This window comes from Paenibacillus nanensis, from assembly GCF_003583765.1.
GTDB classification, from domain to species: domain Bacteria; phylum Bacillota; class Bacilli; order Paenibacillales; family Paenibacillaceae; genus Pristimantibacillus; species Pristimantibacillus nanensis.
This window is the reverse complement of record NZ_QXQA01000010.1, coordinates 59,307-79,700: the sequence shown is the minus strand read 5'-3', so window position 1 is coordinate 79,700 and position 20,394 is coordinate 59,307. Positions and strand designations below refer to the sequence as shown.

At 55.0% G+C, this 20,394-nt stretch carries 14 protein-coding genes and 1 riboswitch; of the genes, 5 read left to right on the top strand and 9 right to left on the bottom strand.

What is annotated here, in order from left to right; all coding sequences use genetic code 11:
* Window positions 1-12: 12 nt before the first annotated feature.
* Window positions 13-1,725: an alpha/beta hydrolase family protein gene (locus D3P08_RS16135; RefSeq protein ID WP_119600741.1), complete on the top strand. Its 1,713-nt coding sequence runs from the start codon at window positions 13-15 to the stop codon at window positions 1,723-1,725.
* A gap of 69 nt (window positions 1,726-1,794) precedes the next feature.
* On the opposite strand, the gene D3P08_RS16130 is transcribed toward D3P08_RS16135, so the two are convergent.
* From D3P08_RS16130 to D3P08_RS16110, 5 genes are all read right to left on the bottom strand, one after another.
* Window positions 1,795-2,781 (bottom strand): 3-oxoacyl-ACP synthase III family protein, encoded by a 987-nt coding sequence (locus D3P08_RS16130; RefSeq protein ID WP_119600740.1) that lies wholly within the window; start codon window positions 2,779-2,781, stop codon window positions 1,795-1,797.
* 27 nt (window positions 2,782-2,808) lie between these two features.
* Window positions 2,809-3,195 (bottom strand): hypothetical protein, encoded by a 387-nt coding sequence (locus tag D3P08_RS16125; protein WP_240647575.1) that lies wholly within the window; start codon window positions 3,193-3,195, stop codon window positions 2,809-2,811.
* Between the two features lie 41 nt (window positions 3,196-3,236).
* Window positions 3,237-3,325: riboswitch (cyclic di-GMP riboswitch) on the bottom strand.
* Between the two features lie 90 nt (window positions 3,326-3,415).
* Window positions 3,416-5,047, bottom strand: a complete 1,632-nt coding sequence (locus D3P08_RS16120) for a glycoside hydrolase family 9 protein (protein WP_119600739.1) — start codon at window positions 5,045-5,047, stop codon at window positions 3,416-3,418.
* 75 nt (window positions 5,048-5,122) lie between these two features.
* On the bottom strand, window positions 5,123-5,539 hold the full coding sequence (locus D3P08_RS16115) for a YkvA family protein (RefSeq protein ID WP_119600738.1): 417 nt from the start codon (window positions 5,537-5,539) through the stop codon (window positions 5,123-5,125).
* 53 nt (window positions 5,540-5,592) lie between these two features.
* Window positions 5,593-6,417 carry a CPBP family intramembrane glutamic endopeptidase gene (locus D3P08_RS16110; protein WP_162848503.1) on the bottom strand — a complete coding sequence of 275 codons (825 nt, stop codon included), beginning with the start codon at window positions 6,415-6,417 and terminating at the stop codon, window positions 5,593-5,595.
* Window positions 6,418-6,622: 205 nt separating this feature from the next.
* Between D3P08_RS16110 and D3P08_RS16105 the strand changes: the two genes are divergently transcribed.
* Together D3P08_RS16105 and D3P08_RS16100 are read left to right on the top strand one after the other, a co-directional pair.
* Window positions 6,623-8,440: a helix-turn-helix transcriptional regulator gene (locus D3P08_RS16105; protein ID WP_119600736.1), complete on the top strand. Its 1,818-nt coding sequence runs from the start codon at window positions 6,623-6,625 to the stop codon at window positions 8,438-8,440.
* A gap of 131 nt (window positions 8,441-8,571) precedes the next feature.
* Window positions 8,572-8,997 (top strand): methyl-accepting chemotaxis protein, encoded by a 426-nt coding sequence (locus D3P08_RS16100; RefSeq protein ID WP_119600735.1) that lies wholly within the window; start codon window positions 8,572-8,574, stop codon window positions 8,995-8,997.
* A 46-nt stretch (window positions 8,998-9,043) separates the two neighbouring features.
* On the opposite strand, the gene D3P08_RS16095 is transcribed toward D3P08_RS16100, so the two are convergent.
* The 3 genes from D3P08_RS16095 to D3P08_RS16085 all read right to left on the bottom strand — a co-directional run bounded on the left by D3P08_RS16095 (window position 9,044) and on the right by D3P08_RS16085 (window position 11,227).
* The gene (locus tag D3P08_RS16095) at window positions 9,044-9,940 is read right to left on the bottom strand and encodes an alpha/beta hydrolase (RefSeq protein WP_119600734.1); all 897 of its coding nucleotides are present in this window, start codon (window positions 9,938-9,940) and stop codon (window positions 9,044-9,046) included.
* Window positions 9,941-9,972: 32 nt separating this feature from the next.
* Window positions 9,973-10,764 (bottom strand): GNAT family N-acetyltransferase, encoded by a 792-nt coding sequence (locus D3P08_RS16090; protein ID WP_119600733.1) that lies wholly within the window; start codon window positions 10,762-10,764, stop codon window positions 9,973-9,975.
* A 100-nt stretch (window positions 10,765-10,864) separates the two neighbouring features.
* Window positions 10,865-11,227, bottom strand: coding sequence for a VOC family protein (locus D3P08_RS16085; protein ID WP_119600732.1), 363 nt, complete (start codon window positions 11,225-11,227; stop codon window positions 10,865-10,867).
* A 78-nt stretch (window positions 11,228-11,305) separates the two neighbouring features.
* Between D3P08_RS16085 and D3P08_RS16080 the strand changes: the two genes are divergently transcribed.
* Window positions 11,306-12,103: a Nif3-like dinuclear metal center hexameric protein gene (locus D3P08_RS16080; protein WP_119600731.1), complete on the top strand. Its 798-nt coding sequence runs from the start codon at window positions 11,306-11,308 to the stop codon at window positions 12,101-12,103.
* 79 nt (window positions 12,104-12,182) lie between these two features.
* A complete protein-coding gene (locus D3P08_RS16075; RefSeq protein ID WP_119600730.1) occupies window positions 12,183-12,767 on the top strand; it encodes a CBO0543 family protein in 585 nt (194 codons plus the stop codon).
* 52 nt (window positions 12,768-12,819) lie between these two features.
* On the opposite strand, the gene D3P08_RS16070 is transcribed toward D3P08_RS16075, so the two are convergent.
* On the bottom strand, window positions 12,820-20,046 hold the full coding sequence (locus D3P08_RS16070; RefSeq protein ID WP_119600729.1) for an alpha-amylase family glycosyl hydrolase: 7,227 nt from the start codon (window positions 20,044-20,046) through the stop codon (window positions 12,820-12,822).
* Between the last annotated feature and the right edge of the window lie 348 nt (window positions 20,047-20,394).

Genomic DNA, 20,394 nt, shown 5'->3' with positions numbered 1-20,394 from the left:
AGCGTGATTATTTTGAAACGTGTACAGCCCACTGCAAAAAAAGCCATTATCGCCTCTTCTATCGCATTGCTCATGGCGGCTCCGTCCGTCACTTACGCGGCACAGGAAGCCGCCCTCTCTTCGGGCAGCGTGAAGACCGCCGCCGAAACCGCTCGGGCCCCGCTGGCAGACTCGGCGCAGGTGCCAATCAGACAGGTAGCGGAATCCCTTGGAGCGAAAGTGGAATGGGATCCTGCCGCCCGAGCCGTAACGATACTGCGCGGAGCCGACACGATCATCCTCACCGTCGGCAAGAAGCAAGCGATTGTGAACGGCAAGGAGATACAGATGAGCGAAGCCGTATCCATTGCGGACCAAAAGACATACGCTTCGTTAGACTTTCTGAACGAATCGTTAGGAACTGCGGCGTTTTGGAGCGCGGCTGACGAAGCTGTGACGGTCGATGCCGGCGATTTCAAGGGCGCCGCCAGCTTATTTGTCCATCATCTAATTGCAGGCGCCGCATCAAAACTTCCATCCATGATGAGCGCCCCGCTGCAGCAGTCGCTTCCGGAACCAACGTTAGGCGTGCTGTCACAGCAGTATGCGGCGGCTTATGGCCGGCCGGCCATGCAGCTTACGGCCGCTGTTCAAACCAATGATGTTCATACAAGCGTCGTTATGGGGTACGAGACCGACAAAGGCCCGCTGGAAATTACCGTCCGGTTCAAGGCTGACGGCCTTATCGACGATTTGTATTTTGCTCCGTTGACGCCTGCTACGCCGTATCAGAAGCCCGAATACGATAAAGGGAATTATACGGAGAAAGAGGTCGTCATTGGCGATGGCGAATATGCGCTGCCGGGCACATTAACATTGCCGGAAGGCGAAGGGCCGTTCGCGGCCGTCATCCTGGTACACGGATCAGGCCCGCATGACCGGGATTCGAGCATCGGAGGCGCGAAAGTATTCAAGGATATTGCGGCCGGCCTCGCCGCCCGCAACATCGCGACTCTGCGATATGAGAAGGTGTCGAAGGAGCACACGTTCAAGCTGTCGGCCCAGCCGAAATTTACGTTAAAAAACGAAACGGCAGACGACGCGCTGCTGGCCGCGGGTCTGCTTGCAGCGATGAAGGAAATTGATTCCGCGCGTATTTATGTAGCCGGCCACAGCCAAGGCGGGTACGCCGTTCCCATGATGCTGGACAGCGATACGAATAGCCTCATTGACGGTGCGATCCTGCTGTCTGCGCCTAGCGGGCAATTGACGGACGTGATGGTGGAGCAGCAGGATGAAGCGTTAAAACGGATGAATGAGCTCGGCTTGCCCGAAGAGATGATCGCCGCTCAGGAGAGAAGCGCAGCCATGATCAAACAGACGGCAGCGCTCATTCAGAACCCTGAATATTCGGCCGAGAAGCTGCCGGAGCCATTCCCTCTTCCGCCGGCCTATTGGTGGTATGAGCAGCGCGATTATGTGCCGAGCGAGTCGGCCAAAAGCCAAACCGCTCCCCTGCTTATTCTGCAAGGAGAGAACGATTGGCAAGTTTCCATGAAGCAGTACGAAGGCTGGAAGACGGCACTCGCCGCTCGTCCTAATACGGCATTCAAATCCTATCCGAAGCTGAACCACCTGATGACCGAATATGACGGATTGTCCATAGGCATGGAATACGGCGCACCTGCCAATGTCAGCGCCGAGGTCATCACGGACATGGCGGATTGGATCGACAGACAGAAATAAAGCCAAAGATAAACCGCCCCTTCGGCCGTGCCGGAGGGGCGGTTCTATTTGTCATCATATAAGTTCGGTTTAATAACGGAACAGCATCGCGGCCAGCTGAAAGCCCGATCCGATCGTCCAGAAGAGAATGGTGTCCCCCCGCTTAACGCGGCCGGCTGCTATGCCTTCATACAAGGCGATGAAAGGGCTGCTCGTTCCCGTGTAGCCGTACTTGTCGCCTACATAGACCATTTGTTCATCCCGAAGGCTGAAATGCTCCTGTATTTTCAGTATGTTCGCGAGCGAAAACTGTGACAAGCAGTACGCTCCCACATCCGCCGCCGCAAGCCCGTTACGGTCCAGCAAAGTTTGAAGCATGTCATAAGTCGGCGGCATCGCCGAATTCGCGTCAAAGGGCAGCCACTTTATGTACCGGGCGTCGCTGCCGTCAAGCATTGCCGCCGCAAGCCCTTCCGCCGGATACATAATGAAGTCCTTCAAGCTCGAATCGGTATAATAGGCCGCGTCCATGAAGCCTGTCGCCTCTTCCGTCTTCTCCAAAATGACGGCGCATGACGCATCTCCGTAATTCGCATAAGTGACGGCGTCCTCTGGATTCGAAATCAGCGTATTGTAATCAGAACCGACAATGAGAGCGCGGTTCACATGCGGACTTCCTTGCATATAACGGACGGCATGATCGACCGCGACGGTCATCCCCGCGCAGTTGGCGTTGGAGTCCATCACAATGGCGCGGCTGTCCGCTTCGATCGCGGCATGAAGCTTCAAAGCGTTAGTCGGAAATGATGTTTCCGGGATTTGCGTAGAGAAGACGATCATGTCGATGTCCTCTCCCTTCAGCCCGCTTGTCTGAAGCGCCTTCCGCGCAGCCTCGATCCCCATGGTCAGCGTGTTTTCTTCACCGGATGTGATCACGAATCGGCTTTGGCGTCCCATATGCGCCATGAAGCTACGGATATCCTGCCCGCGTTCATCAAAGCGGCGGTAGAAAAACTCGTTATCTCTGCTCTGGCTGGGATGGTATACCTCAACCGTTCTTATTTTAATGTAGCTCATGATGCCGATACTCTCCAATCCCGCTGCTTACTGCACAATAATCTCTACGTTGCCAAGCCCCGCTTCTCGCGCAACTCTCGCCAGCTGCATTTTATTGACCAATTGGGCTTGCGTAATGATGAGAATGACCTGCTGGAAGCCGCTCTCCTTATACCGCGTGAACGATGCCTTCAGCTTCTCGACTTCCTCCTGGCGGAGAAGTGCCATCTGCCTGCAGTCGACCTCGAGCTTGTACTCTGCCGCATTCATCGATGTCGTGGAAGCTATGTAGTCTTTTACAAAGTTTTCGTAGTCCTGCGGCGTAAAAGTGCCGGATACCATCATCTCCATTGTTTTTGTCGCTTGGTTCACCTTGATGCTGTAGGCTTGCTGTGTCATATGCTTGTCTTCCTGCCCCTCTTCGATGTTTACCATAAAAAAGACCCCCTGAAACAGGGAGTCTTGGATAGCCCTCTTTCGGTAGCTGGCTGGCGTCGTAGCTTGCACTACCTTAGCCCCTGTAGCTTTGCGTCACAGATTTTCATCTGCTTTGCCGTTATCGTGGATTGCTTTATGTGCTGGTCCTATTCTATCATTATAGGTCTTTGGACGGAAGCGGCGAAACTATGAGAAATTATTCCATTCGATAGGAGTTCTACAGGCCTACAAAATGGGAAAGAACAAAAACGGCCGGCGAGTTCCAATAGATCGTCACTTCGTTCGTCGAGTAGCTCTCCATAACGTCGGCGAAGGAGGCCGCCGGCGCTTTGCCCGCCAGGTGTTCGCGCGCGTAATCGTCCTGCAGGCGGTAATTCGGTCCGCCCGAGACAAGTCCCGGAACCGGCGCGTCCACCCCGTCGCCTTCCGATGGGCGGTGGTGCGGATACAGAATCGGCTTCGTCCCGAGCCCCGTCACATAGCTCATGCCGAGTACGTTGGCGCCGAACAAATAATGGACATGCTTGATCGCATGGCGTTCATAAGCAGCGGAGCCCGATAACCGGTTCGCGACAAGCAGCAGCATCGCATGGTTCATCACGAGCATGTTGCTCCCCCATATATATTGCTCCGGCTGAAGCGAGATCCCGTAACCGTCAGCCGCGCAGACAGCGGCCAGTTCATCGGCCCGGCGAAGCAGCCCTTCCCGAAGCTGCGCCGCTAACGCCGGCGATTGTTCTCTCTCCGAGAATAAGTACGCGATCGTCCCGTACCCGCTCATATTCGCCCAGCCCAGCTCGAACAGGCCGAAGGGCTGGACCGCATCCACAAGCTGACGGAATGCTTCGTGGTACTTGGATTCTCCGGTAGTTCGATACAGCTCGGCGGCCGCCCAATACCGCTCGTCGGCATCCTGCTCATCTCCATACTCGCCGGTGGAGACCGCCGGCGGATTGCGGAAGCCCGGATAGCCGGGATGACCCTCCAGCCAGTCCCAAGCCTTCTCCGCCGCACGCAGACAGCTTGCCGCAAAAGCTTCGTCATACGGGCGGTACCGTCTCGCCGCCATCGCCATCGCCGCGGCAAAGCACCCTGTCGCCGTCGCCGATATGGGCGAGACGTACAGTTCTGCCGTGTCGTCCTCCGGCATCGTATCTCCCGGCGGGAACTGCAGCGTCGTAAGCTTGTGGTATACGCCGCCTGTCGCCCCGTCCTGCATGCGCAGCATCCATTCGAGCTCGTACCGGCATTCCTGAAGCGCGTCCGGCATGAACCCGCCGCTCTCCGGAATGCCCAGCTCCCGCTTGAATGCCTGCGGATAAAACTCCTCGGCAAGCAACAGGTCGGCTACCGCCTTGGCGCCGGGGCCGACATATTTGCCATAATCGCCGGCGTCATGCCAGCCGCCATGCGCATCCACGCGTTTTTCCTCTTCGCCGTACACAATGGCCGGGGTCAAATGGCAGGCGCGGTGCGTCCATGGTCCCGCATGACGCTCTTCCAGCTCCATTCCGCAGCGGAAGAAATAGAAAGCCTTCAGTAAGGCGCGGTGCGCCTCCTCGTATACGTCATCCGCAATGACAAACGGGTAAGAAATCTCGCCCTTATCGGTTTCAATGCGATAGACGCCGGGCTGCTGCCAGCCCGAGAAATCGCCGCGGCTGACCATGCCTCCGCTAGCCTCATTCCACTCCGCCTGCCCCGTCTCGCCCTGCCACACCGTTTCTCCGCTTCCCGCGTCCACTAGTGAAAAGCCCCCGCTTCCGTCTCTCCGGATGGCAATCTTAACGTCTTTGCTCCGATAGCCTAACTGATTAATCGCAATACCGGCCTGCCGCGTCTTATCCATAATTGAGCTCGCTTCCTTTCAAATATGAAATACGATCCAATCTATCTACCTATTCTCGGCCTTGTTTAACACCGGCTATTTAAACTGTCCATAGATATACCAGCCGCACCATACAATGCCTACTATCCATACGGCTATTATGATTGTGCCGGCAATCCAGTTTTGGGGTTTGCCTAATTTTTTTCGCTCTTCAGCCTTTGTCCGATATTCATCGAGCACTTCTTTTGGAAATAGCCGCAGAGCGATGTAAACACCTAGCGGGACAAGAATCAAGTCGTCCAGGTATCCAAGAACCGGTATAAAATCCGGGATTAGATCTACGGGGCTGAAGGCATACGCGACAACGCAAAGGGCAAATATTTTTGAAAACAATGGTACCCGCGGATCACGATACGCCAAATACATCACCAGCAAGTTTGCTTTAAGCTTTTTTGCCATCGTCTTCAATTTACTTAATAAGGATTGCTTTGTTTCATTCGCCTTTGCGTCCATGGCCAAACATCCTTTTAAGATATAAGCTTCTGAAATAATCAGAGCGTACCTTACTATTCCATATGAGCTTTGAAATATCCTGCCGGACGCTTCCCCTTCAGCAGAATCCAGACCAGCACCGCCGCATAGAACAAAATAAGCACGACGCCGCTGTCGCCTGTCATGTAGCCTGTGACCGGATCCGCATTTTGCGTAAAAATATCGCCGTAATTCCACGCCAAATTATGCGAGGTATGCGCGATGATTGCGGGCCAGATGCTGCCCGACCTGTACCGGAGGTACGTGATGAACGCGCCCGCAAGCGTCGCGGTAACCACGAACATCGGGATGTAAAGATAGGGGTTCATGTCGCCGTGGTACGAATCGGTCAGGAGCATAATCGGAAGATGGAACAACCCCCATATAAAGCCGTTAAGCAGTAACGACTTCGCGAAGCCCAGCTGCTGCAGCTTCGCAGATAAATATCCGCGCCAGCCTGCTTCTTCGCCAAGCGTCACGGTTAGCGATGAAACGATGAGCGTCATGACAAAGCTGATAGCAAGCACCAGCTCCTGCCCCTTGAACTCCTCGGCAAGCCCGAACTCAGCAAGCCCCGACCCCCAAATGATAGCAAAACCAACGATGATCGGAATAAGCGGAATAAGGAAACCAACGAGAACGCTCTTGAACGAAAACCGATGAAACCCAAGCTGCCTCCAGCCTTCCTTCGAAAACGCTTCGCCCGTGAGCAGCATCGTGATAAGCGCGGCGGTTACGGGAACGTACATAAAGCTTGTCGGATCAATCTCGACCGGCAGCATAATGAGCATGAACAAGAAGAGGAAGATAAGCGCTAGAAATACGGAAACCTTTTGCATGCTGTTTAAAGCTTTTAACATGTGTACAACACTCCTAATTCGGTTCATTCGGCGCTTCTGTGTAGGCCGATAGCCGTATCGTAGCCGAACCCGCTGTCATAACGGCAGTGACGGCGATGTCACAAGGTTTGTGAGCCTGCCATTCGCCTAATTTCTCGTGACAAAGCCGCATAAATCTGCATAAATAGAGGTTGTACATCCAGGCAAAACGAGGAGCGGACATAAGATGACAATTCAGCAAAAGTGGAATGGCTACGATTGGATCATGTTTATTATTCGGGCCATCGTATTTATATCGGTATTGTATAACGTCGCTGTCGTGAAGGACGACTTTCAGATTCCGTTCTGGATCATTATTGTGGGGATCGGACTTTCTTACATCGTTCCGTTTCTCCTGCTGCTGCGGAACCGGACTTGGTATGTCGCCGCGGAGCTCTTGTTCCTGCTCATGCTTACCCCCGTATTCGCGCCTGTCGATTCAACGGCGACCGGCAATTTTGTGACGTATACGTTAATGCTCGGCTTCTATCAATCGCTTGCCGGGAATCGGTGGCGCAGCATCCTAGCGGTTGCCGCAGTCATGGCTATAGGTTCACTGCCTTCCTTATGGGACAGCTTTGTCAGTTATATTTCGATTCTGATATCGGCTTTTGTGTTTTACGGGCTCGGGATCATGTTTAACGCCCTGCTCTGTGCGCGGAATGAGATTGCGGAGAAGAACCGCATTATTGAGCAGCAGTACCGCGCTTTGGAGCAATATGCCGCGCAGGTGAAGCATACGGCCGCGCTTCAGGAGCGCAACCGGATTTCGACCGAGCTCCACCATTCCGTGAGCCATACCTTTGCGTCGCTTATTCTTCATATGGAGACGCTGCAGAACCGGCCAAGCGGAGAGGCCGATCTGCAGCCGCTTATCGAGCACACCCAGCGAGGCATGCTGGAGGTGCGGGCAGCGCTTCAGCAGCTCGAGCCGCTCAATGTTGCGGTGAGCCTCTCTGAAGCCGCCGCTCCTATCATTCAAGAGGTTGGAAAAAGGATGTCCGGCAAGATCGAGCTTGTCGTGAAAGGAGAGGAGGCCCCTCTCTCCAGGCCGGTCATTCATGCTTTCACCCAATGTCTGCACGAGCTTCTCACGAGTATCGCGCAGGCGGGACAAGCGCATATGGTGCTGGTGACACTCGCTTACATGGCCGCTCATATCGAGATGCGGGTGGAGGATGACGGGGCGATGTCCGAAGAGGAGCGTTGGAATGCGGGAATGGCTTCCGTTACGGAGCAGATGTCGGTCATCGGCGGAGCGTTTGACATGCATTCTTTCCTGAATAAAGGCGTAACCGCCGTATGCCGCGCAGCGATCAAAAATGAGGCGGATCAGCCATCTATCCGGGTTCTCGTCGCAGACCACAGCTCGCTTGTCCGCGACAGCCTCGTCACGCTATTATCGCTTCAATCGGATATGGAGGTCATCGGCCATACCGACAGCTCGGAGGATGCGATACGGTTAGGCCTCACGATGCATCCGGATGTCATTTTGCTGGATTCCAGCATGAAGGACTCTAGCGGAAAGCCGCTGACGCTTTCATTGAAAGAGGCCACGCCGCAAACCCGCATCATGGTCATGACCTCTTCAGACGATGTCGAAGAGGCTTACGAGTCGATCCACGCCGGAGCGGAGGGCTACCTTAGCAAGAACACGCCGCTGCGCGAGCTGATGGCTAAGCTGCGCCTTGTCCACATGGGCGAGACGATGATTTCCCATGCCATGGCCAAGCGGTTCCTTCGTCAGACGAGGAGCTCGGATGAATCGGCGCAGCAGATCGAAAGCTGGAAGCAAAGCTACGGCATTACCGATCGCGAGATGGAGGTTCTCTACTGCCTGGCCGACAATTTAAAGTATAAGGAAATCAGCGAAAAGCTGTTCCTCGCCGAAGGCACCGTGCGCAATTATATCTCCAGCATCTATTCCAAGCTCCAAGTCAAAAACCGGGATGAAGCCACGTCTAAGGCGCTTCAGGAAGGCGTTTTACAGGGCGACGCGCGCTAGTTATAAATAGTTCTAATACTTTGAAAATAATAATTCCTAAATAAAAAAAATGATGATATGATAGCGATGTTGTCGAATTTTATTAGCGTCAAAATTGGGAATCGCAGCTTGAATGAACTGGAGGAAATCCTGTGGACGTGAAACGCGAAGTGTTTAAAAAATTGCTCCTCTATCTTCTGAAAAACTTCCTGCAAGGAGCGGTAATCGGCGTTGCCGCCGTCGTATTGACGAACCTGATTTTCGGATCGGCCTTATTCTCCGCGGCATCGATTACCTGCATTATTCTTGTAGGCCTCGGCAACATTATCTCGGGCTTCAACCAGCAGATCAATCATATCTCCTTCGTCGGCGAGCAGCTGGCCGCCGGCAGCGAAGAGATTGCCGCGACGGTCGAAGAGATGGCGAAGACCGCCGAAAACTCCGATGGCGGCGTGCAGGAAATCGTCAAGCTGACCGGCAGCGTACAAGCTTCGCTTGGCGAAATTACGCAAGCGACTTCCAAGCTGAACGAGCTCGGCGGAAATCTTCAGACGTTGATGAACCGGTTTACGATATAGACCGCTTTAGACAACAGAACCCTCCTAGTCAGGAGGGTTTGTTCTATTAACCGGCAATTGCCGCTTTCTCCGTTTTGTCGATAAAAGCCTTCGCCATCCCGCCCGCTTCCTTCGGCATCTGCATCCAGACGAAAGCGTGCATCGCGCCCGGCAGATGCCCAATCTCATAAGAAGGGACAAGCGACCCGAATTCCTTTATACTCGCTCTTATCTTTTCGTTTGCCCATTCGTCCTCGCTTGGCAGGAACAATACCGGGCAGCTTACGCGCTTATAGTAGTCCTCGAACCGCAAATCCAAATAGCCGCTCATGTACGCCATTCGGACACGGTTCAAATAACGGTTGCCATACGTCCCGTCCTCGCGTAACTCCATCGTGCTGTCCGCAAACTTGGCCGTTACCGGATTCCAAAGGTTTTGCGTCTCGTAAGAGACTCTGAGGGCGTCGATATACGCTTCGCGCGAATCGTATACGAGGTCGGCCCGCATCGACATCCGCTCCATGACCCGCGCTTTCTCCTGCTCGATCTCCTCCGCGGTGCCATCGAACAGCCCATAGTCACCGAACTCATTGTAGAGCGCGCCTTCGCAAACCAGCGATTGTACGAGCTCGGGATGGTTCGCCGCAAGGCACAGTCCGACCTCCGCTCCCATGGAGCTGCCTACAATATGGACTTTGGCGATTCCAAGCTGCTGCAGCAGCAAAAAAATATCGTCCGCCATATCCTCGATGTGATAACCGGACTCCGGCTTATCCGACCGGCCATGCCCCCTGAAATCGGGCGCAACGATGCTGCAGCCCGAGCCGAACAGAGGAAGCACGCCGTTCCACATGCCCAGCGTTCCGCCGCTGTAATGGAGGAACAAGACGACGGGCTTCTCCGTAAGCTCAGCCTGTACATGTAAATGAATGCCATTCGGCAATAAAATGATTTGTTCGGTCATGTTGTCGATCCCCTTGTCGCGTTAAACTGAAGTCAGTTTTTCATCCAAAACGTATTGAGGAAGGCTGTCCGGAATCCGGCCTTCTCCATGTTGCCATGGCTGACGGAGCCGTATCGCACATCGGTATACACATCCGTCAGGCCTAGCCGCGCGGCATCGCCGAGCCGCCGCTCAATAAGCGCCGTCTGGCAGCCCCGGCCTCGGTAGGCCTCAAACGTAAAGTCGTTAGCCAGATAGCCTTCTTGGCCATGAACGAACAGCGATGACATGGCCGCCGGTTCTCCGTCAATGCGAAGCATATAGTTGATAAAATGCGGGGCATGGAAATAAGACCTTGTCCGCGCAATCATCGCGTCGGTTATTTTGATCCCGCCGTTCGAGGACAGCACGATCCATTCAATAAACTCTTCCGCGCTCTCCTCCGTCACCCGTTCGATTTGGAAAGGCGGCTGCGCCGTATCCAAATCTCTGCTCCCTGGCTGAACGGCCAGAAAAGCCAGCTGTTCGACTGGGACAAAGCTTTTTTCGCTCAGCGCGCGCGTCACTTCCTCGGTCATCCGATCCGGCGTTAGGTCGAAGCACGGCGCGAAGTCTCCGTAATAGTCGAGTATCTCCCCGAGAAGCGGCAGCTCGTCCGGACCAAAGCCTTTGACCCGGTTGTAATACATCGAGATCGGCGCCGTCTGGTCGCGGAGCAGAGTGGCGTGTCCGACACGCTTCACTTCAAGCCGTTTCTCGATCGGCGACAGCGCCCGTTTGGCATTCCATTGGGTGAGCTCCAGCTCCATTTGTTCCATGCGTTCCATTCTTTGCAGCGGATTCATCAGCCGCCTCCTTTTCACATAGCCGAAAATGTCATATGGCACTATGCTACAACAATTCGAGCGGCCGATCTATGTACAGCTTTTTTTAAACCGCTTTTTACTAAGCTGCGGGGCGCGAGCATATTAAGAGCATGTTGCCTTCGGGATCATAGACATGGAAGCCTCTCATCCCTTCCGGGAACGGCTCGATCTCGTCCGCGCGTATACCTTTGCCGGTCAGCTCCCGGTATGTCTCCTCCACGTTGTCCGTCTCAAAGAAAAAAACGGAATAAGGAAGCGGCGTGATGCTCTGATGATGCGATTGCAGCAGCATAAGCTCGGTGCCTTCCATTTTGAATAGAAGAAAATCCCCGTCCGCCTCCGCCTCGATCTCAAATGGAAACACCGTTGTATACCATTCCTTCGCCTTTTTCAGGTCTTGCAGGTGGATGAAGCAGGTATTGATGCGGTTTTTGATCGTCAAATGAATCCTTCCTCTCAAGTGGAATATGATATGATCCCATTATAAGACAATCCTTGGAATGAGGAGGCTATTTTCGACATGAGTTTGAAAATAAAGGATATCATTCAGGCGCTGATCGAGCCTGTCGGGCTGCTGGAGCAAACCGTTGATACGCTCAAAACGGGCGAGTCCGATACGGAGGTGACCGGCGTCGTTATGACGTTTATGCCAACGATGCGCGTGCTTGAGGAGGCCCGTGCGCTCGGCGCCAATCTGGTCATTGCGCATGAGGGGCTGTATTATAGCCACCACGACTCTTTTGGGGCTTCGTTATCCGAGGATCCGGTCTATCTAGCCAAGCAAGCTTATATCCGCGACTCCGGTTTAGCCGTATTTCGTTGCCACGATTATTGCCATCGCTATCAGCCGGACACCATTACCGAAGGGTTGGTGCGTGCGTTAGGCTGGGAGGAGCATGTGCTCGAGCGAGAACCGGCGTATTCGGTTGTGGACATTCCTCCCCGATCATTATCGGAGTTAGCTGAGCATGCGAAAGCCCGGCTCGGAGCGGCCTATATTCGCACGGCTGGAAATGCGGAGAGCATGTGCCGCCGGATCGGGGTGCTCGTCGGGTATCGAGGCGGCGGCTCGCTCGCGATTCCTCTGTTCGAGAAGCATCAGCTGGACCTGATTGTATATGGCGAAGGGCCGGAATGGGAACTGCCGGAGTATGTCCGGGATGCCGTACATCTCGGACACGCGAAGGGACTCCTCGCGCTTGGCCACGCGGAGAGCGAACAAGCCGGCATGAAGCTGCTCGCCGACCGCTTGAAGCAGCGATTCCCGCAAATTGCGGTGCATTTTTTACCGAATGAACCGGTCTTTCGAATTCTTTAGCCGTCGTCGTACATACTTTTTTTGGAAAAACAACACCCTAATCTCGAGGAAATGACTCGAGGGAAGGTGAACAGCCGCTATGGCGCTTGAAAAAGCCGTTTTATTGTCCTCCATATCGCTTTCATCGCTCGGGGCTTTGTGGATTATAAGCAAGGATTGGAGACATTATGGTCTGCTCTACCTGATTAGCGCAGCTGTAGGAGAAGTTCTATGCTATATTTTCGTACGGCTCGGCTTCTATACCTTCCCTTATCGTCTCCTTCCTAACGTGACACCCATGCCTATTTTTGCATTGCTGACAATTTTTCCTTTCTATATCTTGTTCGGTGTCCGCTTCAGCCCGCAGAAATGGCGGTGGAAAATCCCGTTTTATTGGGCGATCGTCCATATCGGCATGACAGGCGAGCTGCTATCCGTGAACTTTACGCGGATTATCCAATACGCCGGGTATTGGGATACTTGGGATTCCTATACGTGGTGGTGGATTTACGTCCTAATCTTCGAAAAGATCGGGGAGCTTATCGTACCCGAGTCGAAGCGGAAGCCGATCGATCCTATGGCTCATCTTACCTACGGCAAGCTGGGCTGGTTCCTGATTCATTTCATTCTGATCGTGACGATCTTCCTTGCGGGTTATTATGTAGGAAGAATATCGCTGCGGTAATAGAGAAAGGTCCCGCCATTCATGGCCGGGACCTTTCTCTCTTCCTATCAACTTATTGCTGCAAAGTCAGTACATTATAAATAGCCTGGGCGCTTTCAGCGCGCGACAGCTTCTCCTGCGGCGCGAAGCGGCCGTCCGCCTTGCCCTTTACAAGACCCAGCTTCGCGGCTTCGGACAGGTCATGCGTCGCCCAATCGCTAACCGCTTCAAGATCGGGGAAGCCCGGTTCAGCCGCTGATCCGTTCGCGCCTTCTCCGCCTGTCAGCACGTACGCCCGAAGCAGCATAACCGCCATTTCCTCGCGGGTTATTTCATCGTTCGGCGCAAAGGTCTTGCCGCCCCGCCCCTTCACGATACCCAGCTCATAAGCCGCTTCCGCATATGGCGCGTACCAAGCTTCGGCCGGGACATCGGTGAACAGGCCCTCCGCCTCTGTCCACTCGCCTGCCGGACGCAATGCCCGCACGAGCATCGCGGCGAATTGCGCGCGCGTCACCTGCCTGTTCGGCGCAAATTGCATGTCGTTTATTCCTTCGATAACGCCTTTGGCCGCTAAGGACTTCACCGCTTGCTCCGCCCAATGGCCGCTTGGCATATCGGCGAACGTCCGGTCTATTTCAAGCGCGCCATAGGCGCTGAAATGATGCAATGACGCCGTCATGACGCCGTCCTTCAGCTCGCCGCCTACATACTGGAATTCCCCGGCCTCGCTCAAGTAATATACACCGCTGATCTCTTCCTTTATCGGACCAAGCAGCGTGAAAGAAACGGCAACCGGTTGCTCGAAACGCTTCAGTACGCCGACCTGTTTATTGCCTTTCAGGATGGAGATACGGAAGTCATAGATCGGAGACAGCCTCTTCAAGGACAGGCCGCTGCCGCCGGCGTTTTCGAGCGCCGCCTCACTCTCATCATCCGTTAGCGGTTTCGCCTCGAATAAAATATAGGTATCCGAAGTTTGTTCGCCTTCAGAAAGCAGCTTCGCCGCGTCCTCCAATACCTTGCGAGGCAGCACGACGGTCAAATCCTCCGCCGTCAGCTCCAGATCATTCGTGCCGAGCAGGGATGCCGCCTGCAGAGGCAGTATGACGCCAGTTTCCCCAGCTCCCAGCTCCACTGTCGCTTTGCCGTCCTTGCCGGCCGTAAGCGCGCTGCTTGACACCGTCTTGGCTCCCGGCCATTGCGCCGGCTGCGTCACAATCGCCCCATTGCCGCCTTGCACGGGCTGAGGCGAAACCCCGCTAATAATCGCCGTGCCGCCGTCCGCGCGGCCCGGCACTTGTACGGTCAGCTTGCCGTCCGCCGTTACGGTATACGTCTGGCCGCCGTACTCATCGACGGCTTGCGTCGCCGGAACGAACGGCACGTTCAGCGTTACGGCAACCGCCTCTTCTTTGGTGTTGATGATCGTTACAATATTTTCGTTCCCGTATTTCTTGTTGAAGGCCAAGTAGCCCAGCGCGTCGCTGCCGGCAAGCTTGGTGCGCGCGCCTTTGGCGTACAGCTTCGAATAGTCGGCGCGGATGTTGAGCAGCTTCTCGTAATGCTCATGCAGCTGCCGCTCTTCGTCCAGCTGGTCCCAAGGCATATCCGCCCGATTCTCGCTATACTGTCCTTGGCTCATATCTCCTCCGTTAGCGCCGGAGCGGCCCAGCTCTTCGCCATAATAGACGACCGGGATCCCTTTGGCCGTCATTTGCAGCGCGGCCGCAATCATCAGCTTGCTCTTGTCGCCGCCAACGTAATGAGACAAGAAGCCGTTCTCGTCATGGCTGCCAAGGAACTGCGCCATCGTCTTCGTATTCGAAAGCTTCGACTCGCGGTCCTGCAAATACGCGTCCACCGCGTCGATGCTTCCGCCGGCGAAGTTTTTCGCCTGCTCCTTGAAGCCAAAGTCAAGCAGCCCATCCATCTGGCCGCTTTCCAGCATGCCGCCGTCGCCATCGACCGTACCGCCGAAATATTCGCCAAGCAGCTTGAAGCCAGGGTCGATGTCCGTCAGCGCGTTTTTGAACGCGACCCATGTGGTGCTTTCCACATGCTTAACCGTATCGACGCGGAAGTAGTCGATCGTATCGCCGCGGTCCGTCCTAGCGCGCTCCAGCCAAGCCGTCTGCCATTCGATGATGGCATCCCGCACGTCCGCATTTTCCGTAAGGAAATCCGGAAGGCCCGCAAGCTCGCCTTTAATCGGGTTCACATCCGCTGACAGACCGTTCGTTCGAAGCATATCCGCGAACCGCGCCTTATCTTCCTCGGTCACGCCCGGGTAGTTATCTCCCGGCTTCAGACCGTAGCCTGTGTGGTTCAGCACGACGTCCACCATAATTTTGATGCCGCGGTCATGCGCTTTTTCGATCAGCTCCTGGAACGTTTCCATATCGCCGAGATGCTCGTCAAGCGCCGTGAAGTTTTTCGCCCAATAGCCATGGTAGCCGTATTGCGTGCCGCCGAAATCGACGCCTTTGTTGAAATCGATATTATCGACGATCGGCGTAATCCATAGCGTATTGATGCCGAGCTCATCCAAATAATCCAGCTTATCGATTAACCCCCGGAAATCGCCGCCATGGTACGCCTCAGGATGCGACTTGTCGACGTTCTCGTTATTCGTGTGATCGCCGTCTTGGAACCGGTCGGTCAGCAGGAAGTATATCCGCGACTCGTCGAAGTCGAAATCCAGCTCGCCCGTATACGTTCTCGGCTTCACCGTTACCTGAAGGCTCGTGCGATGCGTGTTGCCGTATTGATCGACGAGCGATACCGGGATATTTTTCACGCCCGCTGTTATGGTATCCCGAACCGCAATGGTATGGGCCATAAGCTCCGTATTGAACGGAGCGGCAGACGGTCCGCCAAGAGCGCTCAAATCCATCGCGCCTTCGCGGAATGTCAGCGGCTCAGACGAAGAAGCGCTAATACGCAGCACCGCGTTCTCATCGGAATGAATGACGCTTGGCGCTACACTGCCGGATAGGGTAACCGCCGGCTTGCGGTAATCGACCACCGACTGACCGTCCGCCGTGTTCGTCGGATCGTTCCGTTCCACTGTCTCGCCGTCCTTGGTCACAAGGAAGGTATAGACGTGTCTTCCCTCTGCGGCATTCCGAAGCGTGTACTCGAACCACTCTTTGGCCGGATCGTACACCATGTCATAAGTCCGGCCGCCGATTTTCACCTGCACGCCGTCTATGCGGTCCATTTGTCCTTGGCGGAACAAGCTTTCGTCCCGGTAGCGGAACGTCATGTTGCCGTCCTTGAGATATGGACCGTCAATCGTCGGGAATACGTCCAGCTCGCCCACCATGCTGGTTACGTTCACCTTCGTATACCGGTCCCCGTCCGCAAGCGGAATGATGCGGTCGTAGCCGATATCTTGCTTAGCCGTATCCCAGTTGGTTCCTTTCCGCAGGACGAATCCAACGCCAACCGCATCGTCCGCAACCTCGATTGTTGCGGTTGCAACGCCGTTTTGTACGGTGTCAAACAGAATTTGGCCATCCTGCGCGCCCGTATTCCATACCCAAATGTTCCAATCCGTATAGTTGCCGTCAGGCCGGATATAGTTGAATTGAACGACCCTTGCCCTATCCGCTTCCGTCACCTCGACGGTCACGATGGCAGAGAAGCCGCCGTATTCGACTGTAATTTGCGCTCGGCCGGCGCCGACCGCCGTCACGACTCCGTCGCCAGAGACCGCAGCGACCATCGGATTGCTCGATGTAAAGGCAGCGCCTCTCACTTTCGTCCGACTGCCGCCCTCATAGTGAGCGTAAACCGAAATCGAATGCGTTTCGTCCGTATGAAGCGCAAGCTCGCTGTCATCCGTCGCAATCGACACCATCGACGGAGCAGCCGCATCCATCCGAATGACGACCGCGCTTAACGGATCGAGAGTAATGGCGTCCGCAGTCAGCTGGAAGCCGGATGGCGATGCCACGGCCGCAGTTCCCGCTTCATCGTTATCGACAACAACAATTCCGGACGTTAAATCCTCGGAAAGCGTCAACGTTCTGCCGGTGCTGTCGGCGTTAATAAACACGTAATAGTGTCCGCTGCCGTCCATGGCCTCATTTTTGTACCCGATGACAAGGTCGTTATCCGCGATTTCGGGCGCGTCAATAAGCGTAACGTTCGTGTTCACCAGGTCTTGATCGCCGAGCCGGAAAGCGTCGGTAGACTTCCGAAGCGCGATCAAACCTTTGGTGTATTCGCCTGTCACATGGTTAACCGGATAGGCAGCCGCGTCCGTCGCCTTGGCCCAATCGAACTTATTGATCGCATCGGAGGAGTCGTAAGAATCATGGATAAAATAGCCGAAAACATTGCCCGACTCATCCTCCAGCGCATGGTACTTCTGCTCCGGCACGCCGGCGCCCAGCCATTGCTTGGTGCGGCCGTACTCCTGGCCCGCATGCAGGAAGGAGGTCCCCTGCGAGGTCAGCACGATTAAGTTGCCGAGCCGAATGCGCTTATGGATCTCCAGATCGTTGGCCGGTATCGAAGGATCCTTCTTAATCGACTGCGCGATGACGTCATACAGCGGCAAGTTGTCGTGGGCCTCGATATAAGGAACGATATCGCCCGGATCGTCCTCCGCCGTGTTGCTTGGCTGGCCTTTAATATTGTTCAGGATCGTTTGAATGCTTCTGGCACCGCCCGTAATGAAGCGCGGCTCGCCTTCGGAACCGAAGCCGGATTTCAGCTCGTTGCGGATCTCATCGGAGAACACGCCGACGCTGTCCGTCTGATCCATCCAGTCCTGGTCGGCTCCCATGCCTGCCAGCGACGGGTCGGCCAGGTTCCCCTTGAACGTGCGCCAGCCTTCGCCGATAAACAACGCGTTCGGGTTAAGCGCGGACGCCGTATCGTACGCTTTCTGCACGGCAGGGTAATACGCGTCCCCCATCATGTCCCAGCGCATGCCGTCAATTTTATATTCGTCGAACCAGTAGCGCACCGAATCCACCATCAGCTTTTCGGCCATGGCATGGTCCATCGCCAGGTTGTTCCCGAAATCGCCGAGGAAATTGCCGTTCGCGTCTTGGTAAGCATAATAGTTCGGCACGATGTCGTTCAGAAAATCCGCTTTCGCCATATGGGTATAGACGACGTCCAGCACGACGCCCATGCCCGCTTCGTGAATCGCGTCGATAAGCTCTTTCAATTCTTTCACGCGAAGCTCAGGATCCTTCGCATTTTCGGAATAAGCGCCGTCCGGCGAGAAATAGCTGTGCGGGTCATAGCCCCAGTTGTATTCGTTGCCGCTTGCCGAGTACTCCATCTCCCGCGTGCCCATAGCCGCTTCATCGCCGTAATACCACGCCATAACCGGCAGCAGCTGGACATGCGTTACGCCAAGCGATTTGATGTACGGCAGCTTATCGATAAAAGCCTTGTACGAGCCCCAGCGCGCATTCAAATCGCCGGCAATGGAAGGATCGGACGTAAAGTCGCGGATATGAGCCTCCCAGATGATCGCGTCCTCCCGTATCTCATAGCCGTCGATTTCCGCGAAGCCATAATCAGCGTCAGGGTCGGTGCCGCTCAAGTCAATGATTGCGGCTTTGCCGACCGTATCCCCGTCCGGTCCAGCCTCGCCCGCCGTATTCACGCGGAACTCGGCCATCGACTTGGCGTAAGGATCCAGCACCTTCTTCGTCACGCCGTTATTCGTGACTTCATACTGGTAGTAGTAACCGCGCAAATCCGCGATCCCGGCACCGGTCAAATCCTGCGGGTCGACCTGCGCCGACCATACGCCATATTCGCCGATCGTCAGGTCCACGCTTCCGACAAGTACAGCCGCATCGTTCTTGTCATAGAAGTTAGCCGTCACTTTGCTCGCTTTCGGCGCCCACAGCTTCAGCGCTACGCTGCCGCCGCTATAAGTCGCCCCGAGATCATTGCCGTCATACGTATATTTGCGATCCAGCAAGCGCCACCCGACATTAGCCGCGATCGTGCGCCCGCCGTATTGAACCGAAAGCGGCGTGTTGTCCAGGTTTATGTTTTGCGACATCGTCAATGTAACCGCCGGTTGCCCGGCTTGAAGAGCCGCGCTCTGAACCGTCAGCGTCTCGCCGTTCTTGTCTTGAACGGTAATCTCTTGCGCCAAGGCGCTCGCGTTAAGCCCCTCCGTCGTCGTAAAGCCGAGAAGCAGCTGATTATCCGACACAATCTCGGCGGACAAGAGAGCCTTCGCAACCTCCCCGGTCGGCGAAGCATACACCTTGTCGTCGCCTTGCTTAATCCACACTTCATTCATTTCCGGGGACGAAAGAATGACCGACTTATCGCCTCCGTCCTTCTCCCCGCTTGACCGGTTCACGACAAGGAAGCCCACCTTGGCCGCGCCGTCAGCCAAAGGCACGTCGACATAAGCGCCGTAGCCGTCTCTCTTGTCTGCGGGAAAAGCCGTAGCTCCCGACGGCCAGTTGGCCGATGGGGACGCCACATGCTCCCATAGCCACAAGCCGTACGCATCATAGCTGTTGTCGGCCCGCTTGTAATGGATCCGCAAATGCCCTTCCGGAACCGGATCAGCCGGCGCCGGAGAAGTGAAATTCGCCTTCACCTCATGTGTCCCCGCATGGTATGTAAACGTTACGGGAAGCTCCTGAGGCAGAGTAAATGCCGCATTCGAGCCCGGATAGGCTTCGTTCCAGCCGCCGCCAAGCACGACCTTATATTCATAGTCGCCCGGATCAAGCGTTGCCGTCACATCGTAGATCTGGTCAAAATCGCGATCCGCCATGAGCAGCGTTTCCGAGGACGGGTTCCAATCCCCCGAATCGCCCAGCTGCGCCTGCATGTTGCCCGCAACCCGAGGCAACTTCTCCTGCGGAAGCGGCGAATAATAGGTGGAGTCCGCGATCTTCTTCGTCGTATGGTTGTAATAAAAAGTTACTTCCGTCTCTTCGGACAGCCTGAGCACGATATTGCCGCCGTTCTCCTCCGCGTTCGGCTTCGTATAGCTGCCGATGCCATAGCTCTCTGTCCATGCGCCGTTCAGGGCAACCTTATACTCATAATTCCCTGCCGGCAGCGTGCCCGTCAGCTTATAGCTGCCGCCTCCGAGGCTGGTCATCGCGGTGGCATCCGCTGCAGGATCCCAATCGCCTGCCGCGCCAAGAGCTGTCTGCAGCGTGCCGACCAGGGTTACTTTGTTCGGCTGGTCATCATCCGCCTGTGCGGGCGGAATGGCGATCGTCGTCCATAGCAGCGCAGCAGCCACTACCACTGATAAAAGCCTGCCGTACCTTCTCCATTTCTTCATACCGAGTCTCCTTTCCTTATTTTCAAGCTGTGCAACAGATTGATGCAAACGTTTGCATTAACCTCAAAATAAAAGGCAAACGAACCCAAGCGGCATTTTCCAGACCAAAGATACTAGTAAATTTCCCTTGAAAGCGTTTGCTTTATCTATTCTAAATCCGAAAATAAAGCGCTGTCAATCCCTTTTATATGCGATTCGCGAGGAATTTACCCGTCATTACGTGAATCGCCGCATTTTGACAAACGTTTGCACTAAAACGAGCCACCCCTCAATTCTTTCCTTGCGCGAACACTATCTGCGGGCATTCCATCTGTCCTGCATGGCCAACTGCTTGTAAAAAGTGGACAA

Coding starts and splice junctions, on each gene's coding strand:
- D3P08_RS16130 (WP_119600740.1), bottom strand. CDS start 2,781: ATGAGCTACATTAAAATAAGAACGGTTGAGGTATACCATCCCAGCCAG.
- D3P08_RS16125 (WP_240647575.1), bottom strand. CDS start 3,195: ATGGTAAACATCGAAGAGGGGCAGGAAGACAAGCATATGACACAGCAA.
- D3P08_RS16120 (WP_119600739.1), bottom strand. CDS start 5,047: ATGGATAAGACGCGGCAGGCCGGTATTGCGATTAATCAGTTAGGCTAT.
- D3P08_RS16115 (WP_119600738.1), bottom strand. CDS start 5,539: ATGGACGCAAAGGCGAATGAAACAAAGCAATCCTTATTAAGTAAATTG.
- D3P08_RS16110 (WP_162848503.1), bottom strand. CDS start 6,417: ATGTTAAAAGCTTTAAACAGCATGCAAAAGGTTTCCGTATTTCTAGCG.
- D3P08_RS16105 (WP_119600736.1), top strand. CDS start 6,623: ATGACAATTCAGCAAAAGTGGAATGGCTACGATTGGATCATGTTTATT.
- D3P08_RS16095 (WP_119600734.1), bottom strand. CDS start 9,940: ATGACCGAACAAATCATTTTATTGCCGAATGGCATTCATTTACATGTA.
- D3P08_RS16090 (WP_119600733.1), bottom strand. CDS start 10,764: ATGAATCCGCTGCAAAGAATGGAACGCATGGAACAAATGGAGCTGGAG.
- D3P08_RS16080 (WP_119600731.1), top strand. CDS start 11,306: ATGAGTTTGAAAATAAAGGATATCATTCAGGCGCTGATCGAGCCTGTC.
- D3P08_RS16075 (WP_119600730.1), top strand. CDS start 12,183: ATGGCGCTTGAAAAAGCCGTTTTATTGTCCTCCATATCGCTTTCATCG.
- D3P08_RS16070 (WP_119600729.1), bottom strand. CDS start 20,046: ATGAAGAAATGGAGAAGGTACGGCAGGCTTTTATCAGTGGTAGTGGCT.